The 22,477-nt window shown below is 70.8% G+C and carries 21 protein-coding genes and 3 tRNA genes; 6 read left to right on the plus strand and 18 right to left on the minus strand.

The annotated features are described in order from the left end of the window. The coding region (locus tag VFW24_02170; GenBank protein ID HEX5265554.1) for a class I tRNA ligase family protein at window positions 1-581 on the plus strand (581 nt) is incomplete at its 5' end. Between the two features lie 361 nt (window positions 582-942). On the opposite strand, the gene VFW24_02175 is transcribed toward VFW24_02170, so the two are convergent. Next, window positions 943-1,485, minus strand: a complete 543-nt coding sequence (locus VFW24_02175) for a CBS domain-containing protein (GenBank protein HEX5265555.1) — start codon at window positions 1,483-1,485, stop codon at window positions 943-945. Between the two features lie 852 nt (window positions 1,486-2,337). Here VFW24_02175 and VFW24_02180 point away from each other — a divergent pair. Both VFW24_02180 and VFW24_02185 read left to right on the plus strand, forming a co-directional pair. Then, a complete protein-coding gene (locus VFW24_02180; GenBank protein ID HEX5265556.1) occupies window positions 2,338-4,068 on the plus strand; it encodes an MFS transporter in 1,731 nt (576 codons plus the stop codon). Between the two features lie 632 nt (window positions 4,069-4,700). Next, window positions 4,701-4,973, plus strand: coding sequence for a hypothetical protein (locus VFW24_02185; protein ID HEX5265557.1), 273 nt, complete (start codon window positions 4,701-4,703; stop codon window positions 4,971-4,973). 40 nt (window positions 4,974-5,013) lie between these two features. Here the strand turns inward: VFW24_02185 and VFW24_02190 are convergent, their stop codons facing one another. The 12 genes from VFW24_02190 to VFW24_02245 all read right to left on the minus strand — a co-directional run bounded on the left by VFW24_02190 (window position 5,014) and on the right by VFW24_02245 (window position 15,533). Continuing rightward, on the minus strand, window positions 5,014-6,345 hold the full coding sequence (locus VFW24_02190; protein ID HEX5265558.1) for an adenylate/guanylate cyclase domain-containing protein: 1,332 nt from the start codon (window positions 6,343-6,345) through the stop codon (window positions 5,014-5,016). 203 nt (window positions 6,346-6,548) lie between these two features. After that, on the minus strand, window positions 6,549-7,895 hold the full coding sequence (locus VFW24_02195) for an FAD-binding oxidoreductase (GenBank protein HEX5265559.1): 1,347 nt from the start codon (window positions 7,893-7,895) through the stop codon (window positions 6,549-6,551). A gap of 305 nt (window positions 7,896-8,200) precedes the next feature. After that, window positions 8,201-8,989: a phosphotransferase gene (locus VFW24_02200; GenBank protein ID HEX5265560.1), complete on the minus strand. Its 789-nt coding sequence runs from the start codon at window positions 8,987-8,989 to the stop codon at window positions 8,201-8,203. A 158-nt stretch (window positions 8,990-9,147) separates the two neighbouring features. Continuing rightward, on the minus strand, window positions 9,148-10,590 hold the full coding sequence (locus VFW24_02205) for an AarF/ABC1/UbiB kinase family protein (protein ID HEX5265561.1): 1,443 nt from the start codon (window positions 10,588-10,590) through the stop codon (window positions 9,148-9,150). 594 nt (window positions 10,591-11,184) lie between these two features. Then, window positions 11,185-11,257, minus strand: a tRNA-Phe gene (locus tag VFW24_02210). A 21-nt stretch (window positions 11,258-11,278) separates the two neighbouring features. Then, window positions 11,279-11,353: transfer RNA gene (locus VFW24_02215), tRNA-Asp, on the minus strand. Window positions 11,354-11,367: 14 nt separating this feature from the next. Further along, window positions 11,368-11,440: transfer RNA gene (locus VFW24_02220), tRNA-Glu, on the minus strand. An 89-nt stretch (window positions 11,441-11,529) separates the two neighbouring features. Beyond that, entirely contained in the window at window positions 11,530-12,873 is a 1,344-nt protein-coding gene (locus VFW24_02225; GenBank protein HEX5265562.1) for a hypothetical protein, read from the minus strand. Continuing rightward, entirely contained in the window at window positions 12,870-13,745 is an 876-nt protein-coding gene (locus VFW24_02230) for an alpha/beta hydrolase (GenBank protein HEX5265563.1), read from the minus strand. The genes VFW24_02225 and VFW24_02230 overlap by 4 nt, the downstream gene beginning before the upstream one ends. 26 nt (window positions 13,746-13,771) lie before the next feature. Continuing rightward, the gene (locus VFW24_02235) at window positions 13,772-14,245 is read right to left on the minus strand and encodes a DUF2017 family protein (protein HEX5265564.1); all 474 of its coding nucleotides are present in this window, start codon (window positions 14,243-14,245) and stop codon (window positions 13,772-13,774) included. 34 nt (window positions 14,246-14,279) lie between these two features. Further along, window positions 14,280-14,582 (minus strand): ATP-dependent Clp protease adapter ClpS, encoded by a 303-nt coding sequence (clpS, locus tag VFW24_02240; protein ID HEX5265565.1) that lies wholly within the window; start codon window positions 14,580-14,582, stop codon window positions 14,280-14,282. A 6-nt stretch (window positions 14,583-14,588) separates the two neighbouring features. Then, the gene (locus VFW24_02245; GenBank protein HEX5265566.1) at window positions 14,589-15,533 is read right to left on the minus strand and encodes a COX15/CtaA family protein; all 945 of its coding nucleotides are present in this window, start codon (window positions 15,531-15,533) and stop codon (window positions 14,589-14,591) included. 72 nt (window positions 15,534-15,605) lie between these two features. On the opposite strand from VFW24_02245, the gene VFW24_02250 reads away from it, so the two are divergent. After that, on the plus strand, window positions 15,606-16,517 hold the full coding sequence (locus VFW24_02250) for a heme o synthase (protein HEX5265567.1): 912 nt from the start codon (window positions 15,606-15,608) through the stop codon (window positions 16,515-16,517). A gap of 98 nt (window positions 16,518-16,615) precedes the next feature. Further along, a complete protein-coding gene (locus VFW24_02255; GenBank protein HEX5265568.1) occupies window positions 16,616-17,098 on the plus strand; it encodes a TlpA disulfide reductase family protein in 483 nt (160 codons plus the stop codon). Window positions 17,099-17,102: 4 nt separating this feature from the next. Here the strand turns inward: VFW24_02255 and VFW24_02260 are convergent, their stop codons facing one another. Together VFW24_02260 and VFW24_02265 are read right to left on the minus strand one after the other, a co-directional pair. Beyond that, window positions 17,103-17,783: an ABC transporter permease gene (locus VFW24_02260; protein ID HEX5265569.1), complete on the minus strand. Its 681-nt coding sequence runs from the start codon at window positions 17,781-17,783 to the stop codon at window positions 17,103-17,105. Between the two features lie 80 nt (window positions 17,784-17,863). Then, window positions 17,864-18,802, minus strand: a complete 939-nt coding sequence (locus VFW24_02265; protein ID HEX5265570.1) for an ABC transporter ATP-binding protein — start codon at window positions 18,800-18,802, stop codon at window positions 17,864-17,866. Window positions 18,803-18,825: 23 nt separating this feature from the next. On the opposite strand from VFW24_02265, the gene serS reads away from it, so the two are divergent. Further along, the gene (serS, locus tag VFW24_02270; GenBank protein ID HEX5265571.1) at window positions 18,826-20,139 is read left to right on the plus strand and encodes a serine--tRNA ligase; all 1,314 of its coding nucleotides are present in this window, start codon (window positions 18,826-18,828) and stop codon (window positions 20,137-20,139) included. Here the strand turns inward: serS and VFW24_02275 are convergent. From VFW24_02275 to VFW24_02285, 3 genes are read right to left on the minus strand one after another with little or no spacing between them, the layout of a single operon-like run. Next, window positions 20,120-20,575, minus strand: coding sequence for a Fur family transcriptional regulator (locus tag VFW24_02275; GenBank protein HEX5265572.1), 456 nt, complete (start codon window positions 20,573-20,575; stop codon window positions 20,120-20,122). The genes serS and VFW24_02275 overlap by 20 nt on opposite strands. Continuing rightward, complete coding sequence (locus tag VFW24_02280) at window positions 20,551-21,828, minus strand: ATP-binding protein (protein HEX5265573.1); 1,278 nt, start codon at window positions 21,826-21,828, stop codon at window positions 20,551-20,553. Before VFW24_02280 ends, VFW24_02275 begins: the two co-directional genes overlap by 25 nt. Window positions 21,829-21,875: 47 nt before the next feature. Further along, window positions 21,876-22,409 (minus strand): lytic transglycosylase domain-containing protein, encoded by a 534-nt coding sequence (locus VFW24_02285; GenBank protein ID HEX5265574.1) that lies wholly within the window; start codon window positions 22,407-22,409, stop codon window positions 21,876-21,878. Window positions 22,410-22,477 lie beyond the last annotated feature (68 nt).

Below are 22,477 nucleotides of genomic sequence, written 5' to 3' on the forward strand. Positions count from 1 at the left end.
ATGCCGCCCTGTGGCAGCGCTCGATCGGGGACGAGCCGGCCTGGGACAGCCCATGGGGTCGCGGGCGGCCCGGCTGGCACGCCGAGTGCACGGCCATGGCCGTCTCCACCTTCGGGCCGACAGTCGACCTACATGTGGGCGGGCAGGAGCTGGCTTTCCCTCACCACGCCTACGAGTCCGCCCAGGCCGAGGCCTACACCGGGGTGGCTCCCTTCGCCCGGGCCTGGTTGCATACCGGCACGGTCATGCTCGGGGGAGAGAAGATGGCCAAGTCCGCCGGAAACCTGGTGTTCGTGGGTGACCTGCTGAAGCGGTACCCGCCGGGAGCGTTGCGCTACTTGATCCTCTCCCGGTCCTGGGGCGAGCCCTGGGATTTCGCCGAGGAGGACCTCAATGCCGCGGCTGCCCATGTGGAAACGCTGTGGAGCTACGCCGCCAAGCCCGGAGGCTCCACCGGCGCGGGCCGGGCGGTTGTGTCGACCCTGCTGGCCAACCTCGACGTACAAGGGGCTCTCGGCGTTGCCGAGGAGGCAGGCGGCCAGGTGCTCCGGGAGCTGGTCGGCCTGCTGGGCCTGCAATAGGTGCCGGAGCGGAGACGCGCCTTCCAGTGACAAATGGCACCCCGGCGCTGAACCGATGCGCGAGAGTGGGAACCCGCTGTGGCGCCGCTGGCGACAGCTCCATCCTGCCGGCCGCGGCGAGCAGCAGGAGAGGGTTGCGCAGCTGTCGGCCCAGCACCGCCACGGGCCTGACCGCGTGACTGCCCAGCACATTCGGGCCCAGCCGTTCGAGGCGCTCGGCGGCCTCGGCCGTGGAGAGCCCGCCCGGCCCGTTTCTCAGCCGTCCGAGAGCCTCGTCGCAGGACAGAGCGCCGGCGGTCACCATGTCCAGCCGGGGCCAGACGCGAAGCTCAGGACCGGGGACGCCACTCCACCAGGATCCCTACCGCAGCCGGGGTGCGCTTGAAGCGGTTGACAGCACCGGCGTGGCACCGCTCACACGGTCGGCGCCCTTCGGCTCCGGTCGAGGCCGGGGAGCACTTCGTTTAGCACCCAGGCCAGGGTCTGGACCCGATCGGAGCAGCGTCTCGATCGCCGTGGGCAGCGACAGGAACCCTTGGGGTCGGCCGTCGGGCTCGATCACGAGGAGGTGGCGCACGTGGTGGCGGACCATCATCCGCACTGCGTCGGCCAGGGTGGTGGTCGTCGTCGCCCAGACCGGAGCCAACGAGGCAACCTCGCCGACCGGCGCGTCGGGTCCCATGCCGGCGGCCAGGCCGGAGGCCAAGTCGTGGTCAGTCACCAGCTCAGCTGGTCCTGTTCCGACCAGCAGACATGACGACTGGCGGTCCTGCATGAGCGCGGCAGCTTCCCGCAGGGTGGCCGAGCGGCTCACCCGGACCGGGGGGTCGAGCGCCAACGAGGCCAGGTGCAGGTCTCCGGGTGCCCCGGTGTGCATCATCGTCATGGCGCGAGTCTCGGCCAACGTCCGTGTCCTTGGAAGGGCCAGAAGTCCCCAAGTTTGGATGCCGGAGACCGAAGCCAAGCCAGGCCGCGGCAGCCGGGGCGAGGGCCGGAGTCCCAGAAATCCCACAGGAGAAGTTGTGACATTCGGCCCCTCCGCCGGACCAGCTGAGAGAGTTCCATGGAACCAGGACAATCGGCAGGTCGTAATCGAGGAGTGAGGACGATGCAACTGAGGGAGCGTCTCAGGAGGGCGCCCGTCACGGCTCCTCCCACCTGCTCATGCCAGGAGGCAGCGCAGATCATGGCCTCGTACGACGTGGGGTCCTTGCTCGTGGTCGACGCTGGTCGGCTGGTCGGCATCGTGACCGACCGGGACCTCGTTGTGCGAGCCTTCTCTTCCGGCATGGATTCCGCCACATCGTTGGCTGACGTGATGACGGCCAGTCCCGTGAGCGTCCAGGGGGGTTCCGACATCTCCGTGGCAGCCGACGTGATGGCCTGCGCGGGGGTCCGGCGCGTTCCGGTCCTCGAAGGCACCGAGGTGGCAGGTGTGGTGAGCCTCGATGACGTGCTCAGGGATTGGCCTGTCTGGATACAACCTCGTCGTCACCTGATGCCGCGCCCCATGGTCCTCGGGATCCGACACCGACGCCATCGTGCGCCGGTGCCACTCCACCCCTCTCGGCGCCCGGGCCTGAGCGGATTGCCTGCCCTAAGGGGGTGTGGGATGTCGCGGTCGGTCGCATGACCGCCTAGGAAGGGCGGCGGCCATGCTGCGCTCCGCCCTCGCAGCCTGAAAGGAAGCGACATGTCGACAACAATCTGGCCGCACCGTGGAGCGCTGCCGTCCGACGACAGTGCATCAGGTGAGATGCGGACGTCTCAACGGCTGCGATGGCTCTGGAGCCGGTCGCTGGACCACTACCCCGACTCCGGTCGGCGCTACATGTACCTCGGCATCGTCGGGCTGGCGGCCATAGTCCTGTACTACGGGTACTACGTCCCCGCCGCGGTGACGCCGGACATCATCGCCTACTACCACCGCAGCTTCCCGTTCTTCGTCTACATCGTGGTCGTGGGGAACGCGGTGGGTGCGTTCGCCTCGATCTTCGCGGGACTGGGTGACCGCTGGGGCCGGGCCAACATGGTCGTAGGCGGGCTGCTGATATCGAGCTGCCTGGTGGCGTTCGGCCTGCCCAACTCCCCGAACCTGTGGGTGTACGCGGTCCTCTACTCCATGCTGGGCTTCGTCGAGGGGATCTGCCTGGTGGCCATCCCCGCCCTGGTGCGGGACTTCTCCCCTCAGCTCGGTCGGGGCAAGGCCATGAGTTTCTACGCCATCGGACCGGTGGCCGGGGCCCTGGTCGTGGCGGTGGTCTCGAGCCACACCCTGCACCACCTGCTGGCCTGGCAGGACCAGTTCATCATCGCCGGCCTCGCCGGCCTGGGCGTCTCCGCCCTGGCCGTCGCCGGCCTGCGGGAGCTCTCCCCGCGCCTGCGTGACCAGCTCATGGTCAGCCTGAAGGACCGGGCCCTGGTCGAGGCCAGGGCGGCCGGCATCGACATCCGGCAGGTGATCGAGCACCCATGGCGCCAGATGCTCCACCTCGACGTGATCGGCTCGAGCATCGGCATCAGCGTGTTCCTGGTCATGTACTACACGATCATCGCCTTCTTCGTCGTCTACATGGGAGCCACCTTCGGCTACAGCGAGCAACGGGCCAACAGCCTGGGCAACTGGATGTGGGCGTTCAACATCGGGTCGATCATCGTGATCGGGGTCCTGTCCGACCGGATGCGGGTCCGCAAGCCGTTCATGGTGGTGGGGGCGCTGGGGGCCATGGTGGCGACCGTCCTCTTTGCCCTGCGGACCGGTCACCCCGACACCGGCTACTACACGTTCGTCTGGATCATGGCCCTGCTGGCCGTGTTCTTCGGCTTTGTGTTCGTCGGCTGGCTGGCCGGCTTCACCGAGACGGTCGAGCGCCGCAACCCCGCTCTCATCGCCACCGGCCTGGCGGTGTGGGGCTGGATCCTGCGGATCGCGGTATCGGTCTCGTTCCTCGTCCTGCCGTTCATCGTCACCCAGATGAGCCCGATCGTGGAGCACGGGGTACAGCTGCAGGCCATCCAGGCCCGCTACCCGGCCGAGGTCGCCACCCTGCAGGTCATCGACGCCAGGACGGCGGCCATCCTGGCCGCCAGTCCCACGAACGGAGCGGCGGTCTCCACGGCGGTCACCGAGATCTCCGGCCAGCTCCACGTCACCGCCCCGACGGCGCTGCAGCGGCTGGTGGCAGTGGGCAAGGTGGCGGCCACCCCCCAGGGCAAGGCCGACCTGGCCTACCTCCAGGCGTACGGGCCGGCGGCCCAGAGGGCGCAGGCCGTGGCCCCCGCTGAGTGGCGGCGCTGGTGGTGGATCGGCCTCGGGTGCCAGGCGGCGTTCCTCCCCTTCGTCTTCCTGATCAAGGGCCGGTGGCGCCCGTCCCGGGCCCGACGTGACGAGGAGGAGCACGAGCGGCGGGTGGCCGGTGAGTTGCGGATGTTGGAGGCGTCGGTCCGCTCGGCGGGTGAAGCGCTACGTGGAGGAGCCTGGAAGTGACCTCGTCCGGGAGGCCATGGAGGAGGCGGCGGCCTGGGTCATTTGCCGGACGGTTTCGTGGAGACCTTCCGGGCCGTGGGCCTGACCGCCGGCCAAGCGCCCACTCGGGCCATGAGGGAGGAGTGGGGGGCTTTCGGGGTGGTGGAGGTCGGCCAGGCTCTAGTCGAGAGGGCGGCGGAGCTGGCCCTTCACAGGGACCTGCGAAGCCTCGACGCCGGCACCTGGCCGCGGCTCTCACTCTTCCCCAGGACGATCTCGTGCTCATCACCTGGGGTCGCCGCCTTCATGCGGCCGCCCGGGCTGAGGGGCTGCTTCTGATCCCTGATCGGTTGTCGTAGATCTCCCGGCCTCGGATCCCGGTTTGTTGCCGAGGGGTGGCCATCCCTTGCAGGTGGCTCCCAGGGGTACCGACGCGGCATACGGAACCGTCCCCGACCGGCGCTTCTGGGACAGGCGCCAAGGAATCTCTTATCGTGCGTCGCTCTGAGTTTCACTCTTCGCCTTCGGAGGGGCTCCCTCGTGATTGATCGTTACCAACAGGATCCATCGATCCCACCGTGCGACACTGAGGCATGCCATCTCGCGGTGAAGTCTGGCGGGCGTTCGGTGCGGAAGCATCCGCCGTCGTCATCTTGTCCGCTCGTGACGAGGCGGACCTTCGCGCGATCTACGTGGTACCGGCCGCCGAGACTGACATCGCTGGAGCCGCTGTCGAACTCCCGGTCGGCCGCGAGGAAGGGCTCTCCTCCGGCGTCGTGCGAGTTGCGCTAGCTCGACCGGACCGGATCAACTGCTCGTGGCTCGTGAGCCTGAAAAAGACCGACCTGAATGAACAAACTGGGGCTCTGTCGGAAAAGAAGCTCTCCAAGCTCGCGGAGATGCTCCGGCTTGGCGGTCTCGAGTGACGCTCATGTCCCTTATCGCCGGTTACCGGTCTGGCGGATATCAGCCTGTGGCGCTATAGACGCGCCACTCACCGGGGATGCCTTTCAGGTGGTGGGCTCCGCGGTCCTCGAAGCCGATCCCGGAGCCGGCGACAAGATCGACGACCGTGCGGGATACCAGGATCTCGCCGGCTTGGGCCAGGGAGCCAATCCGGGCGCCGAGGTGCACGGCGATACCAGCGAGGTCATCCCCTCGTACCTCACACTCACCGGTGTGAATCCCGGCGCGGACGTCCAGCCCGAGCCGTCGAGCGCCGTCCCGGACGGCCCAGGCGCAGCGGACGGCTCGGGCCGGCCCGTCGAAGGCAGCGAAGAACCCGTCCCCCGTGGTCTTGACCTCCCGTCCCTCGAAGCGTTCGAGCTGCCGGCGGACCATGGCATCGTGATCATCGAGCAGCACCCGCCAGTGCCCGTCGCCGATCTCGCCGGCCTGCCTGGTGGAATCGACAATGTCGGTGAAGAGCACCGTGGCCAGGATCCGGTCCACGACAGGGGCAGAGCGTTCACCGGTGACGAACTCCTCGGTCTCGGCCACCAAGGCATCGACGTCTCCGATGAAGGGATAGGTGTCCTGTCCGGGGAGGGCCACGAAGCGGGCGCCAGCAATGTGGTCGGCAAGATACTGACCCATCGCCATCGGAATTACCCGGGAGCCCTCCCGGTGCAGCACCAGGGTCGGGACGGTGATCGAACTGAGGACAGGACGTACGTCACTGCCATAACTGCGCCGGAAGACCGCCGCCGCCCGAGCTGGGCTGGAAACGCTCGTGGTGCGTTCTGTCCAGCGCCGCCGGAAGGCCTGGTCGCTGCTCGGAGCCCACAGCTCGTAGCCCAGATCCGGCCAAACCTCGGTGATACGAGTCGCCATCCGATCCAGGAACTCAGCGGCGAACCCAATCGGATAGTCAGGCCCGGCGGTTAGGGCAGCATAGCTGCAGTAGAGGATCAGACGATCCACGCGCTCTGGATAGGTGGCGGCAAAGAGCATCGCCAGTGGACCCCCGTCGACATAGCCGAAGAGGGTGGCGCGCTCGATACCCAACGCGTCCAAAACGGCTCGGACGTCGTCCATGCGCTCCTCAAGGGTCGGTGGCTCGGAGGACGGAAGCGGATCGGACATGCCGGCCCCTCGCTCATCCATCATCACCAGACGGCAGAAGGACGTCAGCTTCTCCTCGTAGCGCCTGAAGAGTGGCTCGTCCTGGTTCAACCTCAGGTGTGTCACCCCAGCGATCAGATACACGATGTCAGGCGGGCCGTCGCCCATAGTGGCGTAGGCGACATAAAGCCCATCTCTGGTCCGGGCATACTTGACGTCAAGGGCGGCGTCCACGCCTCAGCACCCTATCCACAAGCACGTGCTCCCCAAGCCACGTACTAAGCTAAGACTTGTATAGCCCGCGGCGTCCCCTTATTCCCGGAGGTCGGTGGTACTGGGCCTGCCCCACATCGCTGGGCATGGGACCGGACCGATTCCTCCTCTTCGGTGCAGGACGACAACCGCGACCCGCCGACGAGTGAGCCCCGAGCGAGGGGTCAGGCGGGAAGGATGTTGGCGTTCAGGTGCAGGACGTTGGCGGGGTCGTACTTGGCCTTGATAGCCCGGAGCCGCTCGTACTTGTCGCCGTAGGCGTTGCGCACCCGTTCCTCTTCGTACTCGGTCATGAAGTTGACGTAGCTGCCCACATTGCCGGCGTGAGAGACGAGGCCCGCCCAGTAGTCACGGACCCAGCCCCGCTCGGCCTCGTACTGACTCGGATCCACGGCCGTGCCCGAGATGTTGACTACCCACCGGGTGGCCCGGTTGCCGCCGAAGGCCGAGTCGGCGTGGGACGCCCGGGCGTACACGCCCCCGAGCGGAAAGATCGGCACGAACGACAGGGGCGACATCTTCCGAGGCTGGTGCTCGGAGATCGCCTCGATGGCTCCGTCGGAGAGCTCGGCGAGATAGACCGCCTTCTCGTAGGAGTGCAGGCCCCACGGCGCCGATTCGTCGAACATCTGCTGGAGGGCCACGTATGGCATCGGCGTAACCAGCTCGACGATGGGCGACATGGCCTGCTTGATCGGGGCGATCAGTCCGGCGTGGGCGGCCTCGTCGGTCAGGCCCACCACGACCAAGGCAAACGTCGGCGTGAAGTGGAGGTTCTCAGGCACGAACGGCGCCGGCGGGGCGCTCAGGCCGGCAAGGAAGACGCCACACTCGTCGGGCAGGGTCGGTATGAACTCACGGGCGAAACGGAACAGCTGGGGACCGTCGTCCGGGGAGAACAGGAACAGGCCCAGATGGACCAGGGGGCCTACCGGGTGCAGGGCGAATTCGAACTCGGTTACCACTCCGAAGTTGCCGCCCCCGCCCCGGATGGCCCAGAACAGGTCCTCGTTCTCGTTGGCGGAGACCCGGTGGATCTGGCCGTCCGGACTCACCACCTCGGCGCCGACGAGGTTGTCGGATGACAGCCCGGCCAGACGGGACAGCCACCCGAATCCACCTCCGAGGGTGAGCCCGGCCACGCCCGTATGGCTGATGAAGCCTCCGGGTACGGCCAGGCCGTGCTCCTGGGTGGCGGCGTCGAACTCACCCCACGTCGTGCCCCCGCCGCACCGAGCCCGGCGGGCCGACGGGTCGACAACGACGTTCTTGAGGGGGGTCAGGTCGATCATCAGACCGCCGTCGGTCAGCGAGAAACCGGCGTAGTTGTGCCCACCTCCCCGCACGGACACCTCCAGCCCTCGCTCCACGGCGAAAGTCAGGGCGGCGGCCACGTCGGCACTCGAGGAGCAACGGGCCACCACCGACGGACGCCGCCCGATGGCGCCGTTCCAGATGTTCACGGCGTCGTCGTAGGCACTGTCGCCCGGAACGGCGACGACTCCCTGCACCGATTCGCGAAGCGCGACAAACGAGTCCGCAGCTGTCTCCGTCATTAGGTCCGCCTCCCTAAAAGTGCCCTACCTGCCGGGGTCCTGCGTTGGTGAGGGTATCGACGGGTCCGCCGTAGTCAAGGGCGTCGATCGACCCGACAGTCCGCATTGGGACCATTCGACCGGAATGTGGGGCTCCGCTCCAGTCCGTGGGTCCACTCCATATGTCCCATCTCCCGCGCTTGCCACCGGCCCGAGCGACCCTGCGGCTGGAGCCGGTCGGGCCCCCACGTGCCCGGGATCGACGGCCCTTGGCAGATCCGTCACTGAGCAAACACCTCCAGGGCCGGCCGTTGCGCTTCCAGCCATGCCCGGTCTGCGAGGATTCGCTCTCCGCTGCCGGCCCGCCACATCTCGGCGAACCCGGCCACCCCGGCCTCACCCCAGGTCTTATGGCTGCGGTAGCCGTACTCGGAGTTCCTGATCATCGTGGGTAGCAGCAAGCGTCGTTCGGCTGCCGGAACGTCGTATGCGTCGCAGAGCAGTCGGAGACGGCCGACCCGGTCAACCGGCAGCTTCCAGCCGTCCGCCCTTGCCCGTTCATCGCTGATCAAGGGAACCCAGACCTTGGCAGCCGACCCGAGGTCGTCGAGGTGCGTCCCGGGCTGGGCGAACTCCCAGTCGATGAGTGCCACCGGAAGCCCCTGGCGGAAGATGACGTTCGGGGCCCACAGATCGCCGTGGCGGATGATCGGCCCTCCAGGCGACCCGAGCCAGCATCGCCACACCGCGCCGGGCGGCGGCACAAAGCTAGCCACGGCGTCGTGGTAGCGGCGCAGCAGGCGCCCGAGGCCCGCCAGCGCCGCATCGGCCTGCATCCAGGCCGGCCATGGCAGTCTCGGTGCCTCGCCCTCGACCCAGCTCAATACCTCCCGTCCCTGGTCGTCGAAACCGGCCACCCGTGGGGCTCCATCAAAGCCCACCGCCTCCAGGTGGCGGAGCAGGGCGTGCACGGCCGGCGTCCAGGGCCCCGTCCAGCGGTGCACGCGCCCATCGACGAGTACAGAACCCGCCACCGACGGCTCCCCGTCGCTCAACGGGATCTCGGACATCCGGCCAGTCTGGCGCGCCTCCGCCGGCGGGGGCCCCACGTCGGAGGGGGAGCGGAACACGAGGTCAAGTTCCCCCGAACCTCATGCGAGGCGGCGAGGGCCGACTGGCCCCTCCCGCCGGTCCGGGGAGCCGTTCGGTCTCGGGCCGTACATGCCCGTCAGGCCCGCCCCCCGAGACTGAGGGGTACGTTCGGGTGGGCCTTCTTTAGCCACCCAGCCTCCTTCTCTCCCATTGCCGTCGACGGCGGTCCGAGCGTCAGAGGCCACATCTCCTCGGCGATCGCGCGGAAGTTGCCGGTCGCCGACATCCGTCCGAGGATGGCGAGCAATCCGATGTTGATCCGCTGCAGGATCACGAACGGTGGCGGGAGGTTGGACCACTTGACCACTTCGGCGTGTGCGGCACGGCCGCTCAGGATCCGCCTGGTCACCTCACTTGCCCACTCCGGGGTGACAGTGGTGACGCCGTGCGACTCGACGGCGTCGAAGAATAGAGACATGAACTCGTCGACGGCCTCGTCGCTGACCTGGGCGCCGGGCACGATGAAGCCGACCTCTTCGCATGCCTGGCGCGCCGAGCCCGGGTGACGGTTGAGGACGCAACCGTCGATCACTCGCAGGATCTGGCCGATCTCATCGGCGGCGAACTCCTTCACGAGTCCGAAGTCGAGGAACGTCACTCTCCCCCCGCCTCGGAACAGATAGTTGCCCGGATGTGGATCTCCGTTGAATGCGAATATGCGGTAGAGGCTGCCGAAGACGAACCTGTAGATCGTCTCGGCGGCGAGATCCTTCTCGGCCTGGTCCCAGGACTCCATCTCAGAGAAACGCGCCCCGTCGGCCAACTCCGACGTCAGCACTCGGCGCGATGAGACGGCTGGGAGCACGTCCGGCACGTGGATGTATGGATGTCCGCGGTACCAGTCAGCGAAACGCTGCTGGCGGGTCGCCTCCAGCCGGTAGTCGAGCTCCTCGGTCAGGCGAGTGCGTAACTCCGAGGCGACCGCCGCCACGTCGAGGCCCTTGAACAGCAACGGCGCCAGCACACCAGCCAAGTCCATGTTGTCGAGATCAGCGGCGATCGCCTTGTCGACGCCGGGGTATTGCACCTTGACCGCTACGGCCCTGCCGTCGTGGGTCATGGCCCGGTGGACCTGGCCGATCGACGCGGCCGCGATTGGAATCGGGTCCCACTCCGCGAAGGCCACTTCGGGTCGCGCTCCGAGCTCGTCTTCCACGACCCCAGCAGCCAGCTCCGGTGCCATCGGGGGAGCGTCGGCCTGCAGCTGGGACAGCGCCGCGCGGACCGGCTCAGGCATCCCGTCGTCCACGAAGCTGGCGAGCTGCCCCAGCTTCATCAGCACGCCCTTCATCCCGCCGAGCACCTCGGCGACCTGCTCGGCCGTCTTCAGCTCGAGCTCGCCGTCGAGGTGCTCCTTACGTTCGGCCGAGGCGAAGACGCGCTGGGAGCGGTTGAGGGCGGCGGCGACTCCGGCGCGAACCGCCAGGCCTCCGACCTGGGAGGCCCGACCGGCCCGGCCAGCAGCTCCGATGTCGGGTTTGACGCCATGACGGCGGCGGCTCGAGGTCCAAACGGCCACTGCCGCGCACAGGGCACCCAGGACAGCGACGCCACCCCTTGACCAAGCGCCAGAGCCCTGTGTGGCCACGCAATCAGTCCTAACCCGTCTCGTCGCGGCGTCGCCAGTTTCCAGGAGAGGCGAGATGCTGACCGACCGTGTCCCTGCCTTCGTCTTCGGCTTCTGGCGGACCCACCGGCGGCCCGACCAGTCGCAGGGTCGCCGGCAATGAACACCAGTCCCTCGATCGCGGCGATGGACCGGCGTAAGAGGTCAAGGAACTTCGCTCGTCTCGACCCGGGGGGGTGCGCGGCGTTGCAGGGGTCCGCAATCAGCATGTCCTTCTTGACTGTCACCTGGAGGATCCGCCGCAGCACCCGGTATCTCCTGTGCACGGACGAGGGCGCCACCCCCGAGCCGAGGAGCTGGGAACGCCAGGCCTGGATTGGCAGCGGTTCGACCCTCGGGATCTCGGTAGCGGACCTTCCACCGGCCATTCGGCAGCCTCTCCGGCTCAGCCATCGGCCTCCTCCTTTGCTGCAAGCGGATGGGGGAGTGAGGGCCGATACGGCCGAGAAGGAAGCGCTGCTTCCGAGTCAGGGGCACTTTGTGACGTGGTCGGGACCGGCGTCGATCCGGTGACCTCGCGCTTTTCAGGCGCGCGCTCTACCAACTGAGCTACCCGACCTCGGCCCCCGCGGGGGTCGAGCGGACCTGACGGGATTTGAACCCGCGACCTCCGGCTTGACAGGCCGGCGTGCACTCCAAACTGCACCACAGGTCCTGGGCGTTACCAGGCACCCCCAACGGGATTCGAACCCGTGTTACCGCCTTGAAAGGGCGGCGTCCTAGGCCGCTAGACGATGGGGGCCCGCTCCCGCTGAAGGTGGCGGCCAGAGTACCAGGGGCCCGCCCGGGCCCCTCCCGGCGATCCCCTCGTGGTCGCAGGGCGCGGGTGGGTCAGGGGGTCCCCTTCAGCTCCCACGTGGTGCCGGCGGGGCCGTCCATGACCTCGACGCCGAGGGCCACCAGACCGTCGCGGAGGGCGTCGGCCTCGGAGAAGCGCCGCTCCTCCCGTGCCGCCGCCCGCTGCCCCAGCAGCAGCTCCACATAGGGGCCGACGGCCTCGCGGGGGTCCTGCATCCCCAGGGCGGCCGCTTCGCCCAGGCGGACGACCATGGCCCGGAGGGCGGCCCGGGCCCGGTCCAGCTCGTCGGACTGGGTGGTGTCGGCCGCCCAGGCGGCCAGATCGGAGTCGAGGCCGAGGATGGCGGCGGCGGCGCCGTCGGCGTCGCGGCGCTCCAGGGCCTCGTCGAACTCCCGCTGGCGGGTGTCGACCGACCCCATCAGTGGGGACCGGGCCAGCCGTCCGACCGGGACCTCCGGGGCAGGTGAGACCGCCCCCGTCTCTTCCGCCTCCGGAGCGGCGGCCGGGACCGGACCGCCGGCCTCGGGTCCCTGCCCCCCCGCGGCCAGCCGCTCCGCCGTGGCGGCTAGCTCCCCGATGGAGACCGTGGCCCCGGAGGGCAGCTCCTCGGAGCGGCCCCGGGCCCGTACCGTCACCACGCCGAGCCCGACGATGGTGGCGGTACCGGCGTCGAGGTCGAAGACGCAGCCGGTGTGCTCGTCGACCCCGAGCACGAACGCGCCCTCGGGCAGCTCCGGTTCGATCCGGCGCAGCCGCCGCTCCCCCAGGTAGCAGAACCGGGTGTCGTGGTTTCCGCCCTCGGCGTTGTTGTAGTGGGGGATCACCGCCGCCCGCAGGCCGGTGGCCGAGAGCAGGTCGAGCCCGTCCAGCCATTGGGGGTCCTCGCCGACCTTGTAGATCTCGTAGACCGGCACGGTGGCCACGCCCAGGGTGAGGGCGGCCGCGCTGGCGAAGCAGACGCAGCCCCCCCGGGCCAGCTTGTCGGCGAGGGCGTCGGGCACGGCCGTCCCCTGCCACTGCCGCAGTGCATACGACGGGCTACCCGGCCCGGCGAACACGTAGGAGGCCCGCCGCAGCCGGTCGAGCATCCGCTCGTGGGCGACGGTGTCGGAGGCGTCCATCCTCGAGCGGAAGCTGGCTACGTCGAGCTGGGCGCCGACGCTCTCTCTGAAGTAGTGCACCGCCCGCTCGGTGATGTCGTCGGCGTTCTCCTGGAAGCCGAAGGGGGTGTCGAGCAGCACGGCGGGCACCGGTGGTGGCCCCAGCCGCTCCAGGAGGGCGCGATGGGTCTTGACCATCGTCGGGCTCGTCTCGCCCGATCCCATGACCACGAGCAGACGGGGGAGCCGGGTGTCGGCGGTGGGCGGGGTGGTCACGCCAGCAGGCCCCCCGTCGCCTCGGCGTGGAGCATGTCGGCCAGCTCATCGGGGAACTGGGCGTGGATGTCGTGGTCGGCGGGGCTGAACCAGCGGGCGGCGGCGACGGGGATGGCCGCCACCGCCTCCTCGACCGACCTCTGCTTCTCGGCCGAGAAGTCGTCGGCGCCGCCCCCGTCCGCCGGCACGAGCAGCACCGGCACCTTGATCTCCGGGTAGCGGCTCGTGGGGTGGTGCTCCCACAGGGCCCGGAGGAGGAGCATGTGGCGCTCGAAGGTGAGCCAGGGCGCCACGGTGCCGTCGGCACGGACCTCGAAGTTGCCGAGCGTGGCCCCGATGCCGGACTCGGGCCAGTGGGGGTGGGCCCGGCGGAGCAGCGCCTCGATGTCGGCCAGAGGGGTGCCCGCCAGGCGGGGTGGGGCCAGGGCCCGGGCGCACTCGTCCCAGCTCTCGAAGCGGTGGGACAGCTCGAGGGTCCCTCCGTCGACCCCCACCACGCCGGCCAGCATGTCCGGCTGACGCCACCCGAGCTCCAGCACGACGTTGCCGCCCCATGACTGGCCGGCCGCCACGAGCGGTCCCCCGAAGCCCGGGACATCCCGGCCCAGGAACGAGACGACCTCGGACAGGTCGGCACAGGCCCGGTCCAGGGTGTAGCCGCCGTCGGGCTTGTCGGACCGCCCGTGGCCGCGCTGATCGACAGAGGCGCAGGCGTGGCCGAGTTGGTGGAGCCGCGTCGCCGTCCTCCACCACAGCCGGGAGTTCGACGCCAGGCCGTGGACCAGCACGAACGCCGGCCCCCCGCTCCCGCCCGGCCAGAGGTCCACGGCCAACGAGACGGGGCCGTCGACCGGCACCCGGTGCGTCTCCATGGGCTCATCCTGGCAGCGGCGACCGCTCACAGCGCCTCGGACAGCGCCTCCACCGCCTGCTGTTGCAGCCAGGTGAGGTAGCCGTACAGGGCCATGGCGGGAGCGGCCGGATCAGAGGGGTCGACGGGATGCTGGTCCTCGTCCACGTCGAGCCGGGTGCCCAGCACGAGGCGCAGCTCGTTGAGGCCGGTCAGCCAGGCGGCCATCTGCTCCTCGTCGAGGCGGGGCAGATCGAGCGTGGCCGCCATCACCCGCAACGCTTCCTGGTGACTGTCGAGCAGGTCGGAGCCGACCAGATCGCGGTACTCCGCCTCGGCGTCGCGGTCCCGGGCGTAGGCAGGCGGAAAGAGCCGGTGGAGGTCGGGGTCGTCGGAGCCGCCCCCGAGCAGGCTCAGCAGCTGTCCGGGCAGCGAGCGCAGCATCTCCCGCTCCTCCGAGGGCAGCCGCAGCTCGAACTCCCCACGACGGTTGCGACGGATGCGGCGACCCAGTCTCACCACTTGCGCTCCCCGCTCCTCGGCGCCGGTCGCATCGCTAGTCGCTCTGCTCCATGGTTGCCCACAGGCCGTGCTTGTGGAGGCGGAAGACGTCCATCTCGGCCCGCTCGCGGGTCCCGCTCGACACCACCGCCTTGCCGTCGTGGTGCACCTGCAACATGAGGTGGGTGGCCTTGTCGTGGCTGTATCCGAACAACTTCTGGAACACGTAGGTGACGTACGACATCAGGTTGATCGGGTCGTTCCACACGATCACCAGCCACGGCCGGTCGGGACGGACGTCCTCCCGGCTGATCGGCTGGTCGACCCGGGTGGGGGAGGGCGCGGTGGGCGTCGGCACCGCCGGTCACACCCCGGCCAGGGCCCGTCCGTCCCCCACCGGCACGGCCTCCGTCGGCACGTCCACGACCTGGACCGCCTTCCGGGCCGTGAGCGACAGGTGCAGGCGCAGCACACCGAGCCAGACGGCCAGCGCCCCGGCCACGTGCAACTCCACCAGCGCCGCCGGCACCCCCGAGAAGTACTGCGCGTACCCGATCGCCCCCTGGACACCCAGGACGTACACGAGCACCCGTCCGTTGCGCTCCACGTCCGGCGGCACCCGCGGGCTGCGCAGCAGCAGCGCCGCCGCCAGGGCAAAGCCCACCAGCATCAGCACCAGCCCGCTGTGCACCTCGGCGGCGTCCCGGGCCGAGATCGGCAGGCGCCCCACTCCCACCGCCCCCGAATGCGGCCCCGACCCCGTCACCACCGTCCCGAGCCCCAGGACGACGGCGGTCAGGGCCACGAGCGCCCGTCCCCCCCACACCACCTCGGGGGCGACCCGCGTCCGGCGCTCCCCTTCCGGCTGCCCCGACCGGCGCACCAGGACCACCGCCACGGCTATCACGGCCATGGACAGGAGGAAGTGGGCCATCACCCAGCCCGGGGCCAGCTTCGCCAGCACGGTGATGCCGCCGAGGACGGCCTGGGCCACGACCCCGGCCACCAGGCCGGCGGCCAGGCCGACCAGGTCCCGGCGGCGCGGCACGCGGAGCCAGGCGGCGGCGAGGGCGGCCAGAACGGCCAGGGTCACGGCCACCGTGACCACCCGGTTCCCGAACTCGATGACGGCGTGGTAGTGCCAGGCCGCCACCAGCCGGCTACCCGAGCACGCCGGCCAGTCCGGGCAGCCCAGTCCGGACTGGGTGAGCCGGACGCCGGCCCCGGTCAGCACGATCAGGATCAGAGCCCCGAGCGCCACCCGGAACACACGCGTCGCCGCGACCGGGCTGACCGCCGGAGCTCTCACGTCCGGGAAGGCTAACCCCCCGGTTGCCCCACTTTGGAGGGCGCCGATCCCGCCTCCTAGTGTTGCCAGGTCATGTCCGTCGACGCGCTGGTCGTGCCCGTGGCGCTGCGGCGCGGCCTGACCGCCCGGGTCGGCGCCTACCTGGCGCTGACCAAGCCGCGGATCATCGAGCTGCTCCTGGTGACCACCCTGCCGACGATGGTCGTGGCGGCCCGGGGCATCCCCTCCGGATGGCTCGTCCTGGCCACCCTGGCCGGGGGGGCGCTGGCGGCCGGTGGGGCCAACGCCGTGAACATGTACGTCGACCGCGACATCGACGCCCTGATGAAGCGGACGCGGAACCGACCCCTGGTGACGGGGGCGGTGACGCCGCGGGCGGCGCTGATCTTCGCCATCACCCTGGAGGTGGCGGCGTTCGCCGAGCTGTGGTCGGCGGTCAACCTGCTCTCGGCCGTCCTGGCCGTGAGCGCCACCCTGTTCTACGTTTTCGTCTACACGCTGTGGCTCAAGCGGACGTCGAAGCAGAACATCGTCATCGGTGGGGCGGCGGGGGCGGTGCCGGTCCTGGTGGGCTGGTCTGCCGTCACGGGACGGTTGGCGCTGGCTCCCGTCGTTCTGTTCGCGGTGATATTCCTCTGGACGCCGCCGCACTTCTGGGCCCTGGCCGTCCGATACCGCGACGACTACGCCGCCGCCGACGTGCCGATGCTCCCTGTCGTCACCTCCCTGCGGGTGACGGCCTGGCGCATCGTCGGCTACACCGCGGCCCTGTGGGTCGCCTCCCTGGTGCTGGTCCCGGTGGCCCACCTCGGATGGCTGTACCTGTCGACGGCCGTGATCCTCGGCGGGGTGTTCCTCGGCCGGGCCATCGGCCTGGTCCGCTCCGCCTCGCCCGGCCAGGCCATGCGGCTCTTCGGCTACTCGATCACGTACCTCACCGTGCTGTTCGTGGCCATGGCGGCGGACCAGCTGATCTTGCGTTGAGCGACCCGCCCACCGGCGGTTCCCGGCCGCCGCGAGGCTTGCGTCCCCTGCCGCGACGCACGCGGACCCTCATCGGCGCCTCGACCGTCGCCACCATCGTGACGCTGGGGGTCCTGTACGGGCTGAACCTGCTACTGCCTCCGAAGCTTCCGCCCGACAGGGTCAAAGACGTCGGTCCCGCCCCGTCCTTCACCCTTCCGTCGGTGTACGCCAACGGGGCCCCGGTGGACCTGTCGGCGCTGAAGGGCCGGCCGGTGGTCGTGAACTTCTGGGGTTCGTGGTGCGGGCCGTGCAAGGACGAGCTGCCGGTCCTGGCCTCGGCCGCTCGCGCTGCGGGCAACCGGGTCCGGTTCGTCGGCGTCGATTCCGGGGACACCCGCACGGGTGCCCAGGCCATGCTCCGCCTCTACCGCGTCCCGTACCCGTCGGGATTCGACCCTCAGGACTCGGTGGCCGGCCGCTACGTGGTGAACGACACCCCGACGACGGTGTTCATCAACTCGAGCGGCCACCGCGTCGGTACGGTCCTCGGTGCTCTCACCGCGCCCCGCCTGGCCTGGTGGCTCGACCACGTTCATTGACGCGTCACTCCCAGCGGAAGGTGAGGGCGGCAGCGGCGGGGGCGGCCACGGCCCACGCCGCCAGCACGATCCAGTCGTGAGCGGGGACCCGACCCGGCCCCAGGCCGGCGGACATCGCGCCTGACAGCGCGGCGGCCGGAAGGGCGCGCGATATGGCGCGGAGGCCGCCGGGCAGCTTGGCCAGAGGCACGACCATCCCCCCGAGCAGCAGCAGCACGAGGTACAGGCCGTTGGCCCCGGCAAGCGTCGCCTCGGCGCGCAGGGTCCCGGCCATGAGCATGCCGATCCCGGAGAAGGCCACGGTGCCGAGCACCGCCGCAGCGACCGCCAGACCCGCGTGGCCCCCGGGTCGCCACCCCAGGCCCACGGCCACGGGCACGAGGACGGCGGCCTGCAGCACCTCTACCGCCAACACCGCCGTCGTCTTGGCCGCCAGCAGCGCCGGGCGCCCGAGCGGGGTGGTGCCCAGCCGCTTGAGCACGCCGTAGCTCCGCTCGAACCCGGTGGCGATGCCGAGCGAGACCATGGCGGTGGACATCACGGCCAGCGACAGGATCCCCGGCGCCAGGAAGTCGACCGGGTGCCGTGTTCCCGTCGGCAGGACGTCGACGAGCGAGAAGAACACCAGCAGCAGCACCGGGATGCCGAGGGCCAGCAGCAGCGAGTCTCCCCTGCGTAGGGTCATGGCCACCTCGGCGCGCGCCTGTGCCATCGCGGGCCGGAGGGACCGGTGCGCGCCGTCCCCCGGCGTAGTGACCCCTTCCGTCACCGCCGCCTCCTCCCCGTCCGCTCCGCCTCGGCCACGCTCGACGCCGACGTGAGCTGCAGGAAGACGTCCTCCAGGGTGTGGCGGCCGGCGCGCAGGTCCGCCAGAGGAAGGTCGTGCTCGGCCAGCCAGGCGGTGAGACGGGCGACCGCTGCCGGCTCGGCGGGGGCGTCGACGCGGTACTCGCCCGGTCGCTCCTCGACGACGGGGGCGCCCATCACGGAGGCCAGGCCAGCCCGGTCGAGGCCGGCGGGGGCGCCGAAGCGGATGTGCCGCGAGCCGGATGCCATCAGCTCGGCCGGCGTTCCCTCCCCCACCACCTTTCCCCCCGCCACGATGACGACCCGGTGCGCCACCCGCTCCGCCTCCTCGAGGTCGTGGGTCGTGAGCAGGACGCAGCGGCCGGCGGCGCCGAGCTCCCGTATCACCTCGCGGATCGCCAGCCGGCCGGCGGGGTCGACGCCGGCGGTCGGCTCGTCGAGGAAGGCCACCTCGGGCCGGCCCACGAGGGCCAGCGCCAGCGAGAGCCGCTGCTGCTCCCCACCCGAGAGACGCCGCCACGCCGTCCGGTCGACGCCACCCAGCCCGACCCGGGTGATCAGCTCGTCCGGGTCCTCGGGGTCGGGGTAGAAGGCGGCGAACAGCGCCAGCACGTGACGCGCCGTCATGGCCGGGTACACACCGCCGCGCTGGAGCATCACCCCGATGCGCGGGACGAGACGGGCGTGGTCGGCGCGGGGATCGAGGCCGAGAACGCGCACCCGCCCGCCGGCCGGCCGACGGTAGCCCTCGAGGCTCTCCACGGTGGACGTCTTGCCCGCCCCGTTGGGGCCGAGCAGGGCCACGACCTCGCCCGGCTCGGCCGAGAGGGAAAGGCCGTCGACGGCGACGGTGCCGCCGTAGCGGACGACCAGGTCAATTGCTTCGATGGCCGCCACGACGGGACAGTACCGTCGAGGGCATGATCGACCTCCACCGCGTGCGCGCCGATCCCGAGGCCGTGAAGGCGGCGCTGGCCCGGCGCGGGGTATCGGCCGCCGAGGTCGATCGGCTCGTCGGTCTCGACCGCCGGGACCGGGAGCTGAAGGGGGCCCGGGACCAGGTCCGGGCCCGGGTCAAGGAGCTGTCACGCGAGGTGGGCCGGGCCCGGCGCGCCGGCGAGGACGCCGCCGCCGAGGAGGCCATGGCCGAGAGCCGCGGCCTCGGCAAGCGCGAGGGGGAGCTCGACGGTCAGATCGACGAGCTGTCCGTCGAGCTGCGCGACGCGCTGCTGGGGATACCGAACACTCCGTCTCCGGATGCGCCCGACGGAGAGTCTCCGGAGGACAACCCGGTGCTGCGGTGGTGGTCCCCCGCCGGCGTGCGCATCGGTGAGGACGGGGCGCCCGACTTCGCCGCCCACCAGCGGGTGCCGCACTGGGACGTCGGCACCGAGCTCGGGATCCTGGACCTGGAACGGGGCGCCAAGCTCTCCGGCTCGATGTTCCCGCTGTACCGGGGCGCGGGCGCGGCGCTGATACGCGCTCTCACCGGCCTGGCTCTCGACCACCACACGCCCACCTTCGAGGAGATCCGCCCGCCGACGCTCGTGCGCACCGACACGATGGTCTCGACCGGCCACCTTCCGAAGTTCGCCGACGACGCCTACCACCTCGAGCGCGACGACCTCTGGGCCATCCCCACGGCTGAGGTGCCGCTGACGTCACTGGCCCGCGACGAGATCCTGGGTGAGGCGGAGCTACCGGTCCTGCTCACCGCCGCCACCCCGTGTTACCGCAGGGAGGCGGGCTCCGCCGGTCGGGACACCCGTGGTCTGCTGCGCGTGCACGAGTTCGACAAGGTCGAGATCCTCGCCTACTGCACGCCGGACCAGGCCCCGGCCATCCACGCCGACCTGCTGGAGCGGGCCGAGCAGCTGCTGCAGGCCCTCGAGCTGACCTACCGCGTCGTCGACCTGTGCACCGGGGACCTCGGCCAGTCCTCGGCGCGCACCTTCGACCTGGAGGCGTACGCCCCGGGCGTGGGGGCATGGCTGGAGGTGTCGTCGGTCTCGTGGTTCAGCGACTACCAGGCCCGCCGGGCCAACGTCCGCTACCGCCCCGCATCGGGTGGGGGCACGGCGTTCGTCCACACGCTCAACGGATCGGCGCTGGCGTGGCCGCGGGTGTGGGCGGCACTGGTCGAGACCCACCGCCAGGAGGACGGCACGGTGTCGGTTCCCGGCCCCCTTCGCCCCTACCTCGGCGGCCGGGAGGTCATCGGCCCGAGGGGCTGAGGCCGCCGCTCCCGCTCGGGCCGCACGCGGCGCAGCGCCCCAGCACCGCGAAGTGGTTGGGCCGCAGGGCGAACCCGTACTCGCTCATCAGCTCCTCCGACAGCTCGCCGAAGGTGCTGTCGGGCACCTCGATGACCACCCCGCACTCCTCGCAGACCAGGTGTTGATGGGGATCGTCGGTGAGGTGGTAGACGGCCCGCCCGTGGCCCAGGTGCACATGGTCCACCAGGCCCAATTGCTCGAGGGCGTCGAGGCTGCGGTAGATGGTGGAGAGGTGCACGTCGGGCTGGGCGGCCTGGACCTGGGCGGCCAGATCCTCGGCGGTCAGGTGCCCGTGGGCCGACACCAGGGCGGCCAGGACTCCCCGCCGGGCGCCGGTGACCCGCCCGCCCCGGGCGCGCAGCTCGGTTATCAGGTCGTCGACGCGATCCGGCACCGCTGCTCCACCGGCTGGTGGGAGCGCGGCAGGCGCAGGACGAAGGTCGACCCTTGCCCCTCGACGGACTCGACCAGCACCTCCCCACCGTGGTCCTCCGCCACCAACCGGGTGATCGAGAGCCCCAGTCCGGATCCGCCGGGATCCTCGCCTGCCCCGTCGGGCGCCCGGGCTCCGACCCGGTAGAACCGCTCGAAGACGCGCTCGACGTCCTCGGCCGGGATGCCGATGCCCTCGTCGCTCACGACCACCTCCACGTGGCCGGCATCATCCCGCGCCGCGACCCGCACCGGTCGGCCCGCAGGCGAGTACTTCACGGCGTTCTCGACGAGGTTGAACACCGCCGCCCCGAGCTGTCGGGGGTCTCCCCGCACTGTGGCGTCGGTCGGGCCGGCGGCCACCTCGATGGGGACGCCCCGGGCCTCGGCCAGTGGTCCCACCCGGTCCACGGCGTCGGCCAGCACGGCGCCGATGGCGACCGGCTCCTCGCGCTCGGAGCCGACCGAGCCCAGCCGCCCGAGGGTGATCAGGTCGTCCACCACCCGGTTGGCCCTTGCCGCCTCGGTGAGTAGCCGCCCCGCCAGCCGGCGGACGACTTCGCGCGAGCCCTCCTCGGCCAGCATCTCGGCCAGCACGGCCAGGGCGCCGACCGGCGCCCGCAGCTCGTGGCCGGCGTTGGCGATGAACTCATCCTGCAGCCGGTCGGCCCGCCGGCGGGCGGTGACGTCCTCGGCGATCACGACCGTGCCCACCACCCGGCGCCCGTCGTCGATGGCCGCGCTCCGCAGAGACACGGTGCAGGCCGGCGGTCCCAGCAGCTCGACGGTCCGCTCCTCGCCCCCGGGCAGGGCGAGCTGCTGGTCCAGCGCCCCGCGGACGATGGCGTCGCCCTGACGACCCGCGGCCAGGGCGTCGGCGGCCCGGTTCCGGTAGGCGGCCCGGCCGTCCTCGTCACACACCACGACGGCCGTCGGGACGGCGTCGAGCGCCCCGGCCAGGCGGGCGGCACCGGCGGCGGAGTCGTGGCTGTCCGCCATGGCGGCGTCGACGGCGCGCTCGACGTACGCGAGCAGGCCCTCGAGGCGCGACCCGACGCCGTGGGGGTCGTCGGCCAGCCGGAGGGCCAGTGCGGTCAGGCGCCGGCGCAGGTTCCGCCGGCTGCGCAGCCAACCGGCCGCGACCAGCACGAGCGCGAGGCACGCGGCAGCGATTCCCGCCACGTAGGGCAGGTCGTGCCCGTTGGGAAGGTGCACTCACGCAACGGTACGCCCCGATTTGTGCCCGGTCGGGGATTCGGCCCTCAATTCGGCCCGTACACCGACGTGTAGGTGGCCGCCCAGCGGAGCACAGCGGACACGTACGCGACCGAGTGGTTGTACGCGAACACCGCCCCCGGGACACCCGCCGCGCTTCCCGCGCCGTCGGCGCACAACATGCGCGCCGCGCCGAACACGGCGTCGGCCGGGTCGTTGATGTCGGCGGTACCCGTCCCGTCGGCGTCGACGCCGTATTCCGCCCACGTGGCGGGCATGAACTGCATCGGCCCCTCGGCGCCGGCGGACGACACCGCCACGTCCCGGCCGTGGTCGGTCTCGACCCGGCCGATGCCCGCCAGCACCTCCCACGCCAGCCCCGGGCAGGTGACGGCTGCCGCCCGGTAGAGGCCCAGCATCTCCGGGGGAATGTCGGCGCCGGTTTCCGGCCCGGCGGCGGGGACACCGGCGGCGGCCCCGCCCCCGGCGACACCTCCGGTGGCACCGAGCAGGGACCCGACGAGCACCACCGCCGCCACCGGGGCCGCCGCCACCGTCCCCAGCAGGGCCTTGCCGATCATCTGGGTACCGTATGGCACTAAACAGCTTGAAACAACATGAAAAGTCACTTAAGCTCATCCGCAACGGC

The sequence above is a fragment of the Acidimicrobiales bacterium genome (assembly GCA_036273495.1).
GTDB lineage: Bacteria > Actinomycetota > Acidimicrobiia > Acidimicrobiales > JAJPHE01 > DASSEU01.

Coding starts and splice junctions, on each gene's coding strand:
- VFW24_02250 (HEX5265567.1), top strand. CDS start 15,606: ATGTCCGTCGACGCGCTGGTCGTGCCCGTGGCGCTGCGGCGCGGCCTG.
- VFW24_02230 (HEX5265563.1), bottom strand. CDS start 13,745: ATGGAGACGCACCGGGTGCCGGTCGACGGCCCCGTCTCGTTGGCCGTG.
- VFW24_02260 (HEX5265569.1), bottom strand. CDS start 17,783: ATGACCCTACGCAGGGGAGACTCGCTGCTGCTGGCCCTCGGCATCCCG.
- serS (HEX5265571.1), top strand. CDS start 18,826: ATGATCGACCTCCACCGCGTGCGCGCCGATCCCGAGGCCGTGAAGGCG.
- VFW24_02285 (HEX5265574.1), bottom strand. CDS start 22,409: ATGATCGGCAAGGCCCTGCTGGGGACGGTGGCGGCGGCCCCGGTGGCG.
- VFW24_02180 (HEX5265556.1), top strand. CDS start 2,338: ATGCGGACGTCTCAACGGCTGCGATGGCTCTGGAGCCGGTCGCTGGAC.
- VFW24_02200 (HEX5265560.1), bottom strand. CDS start 8,989: ATGTCCGAGATCCCGTTGAGCGACGGGGAGCCGTCGGTGGCGGGTTCT.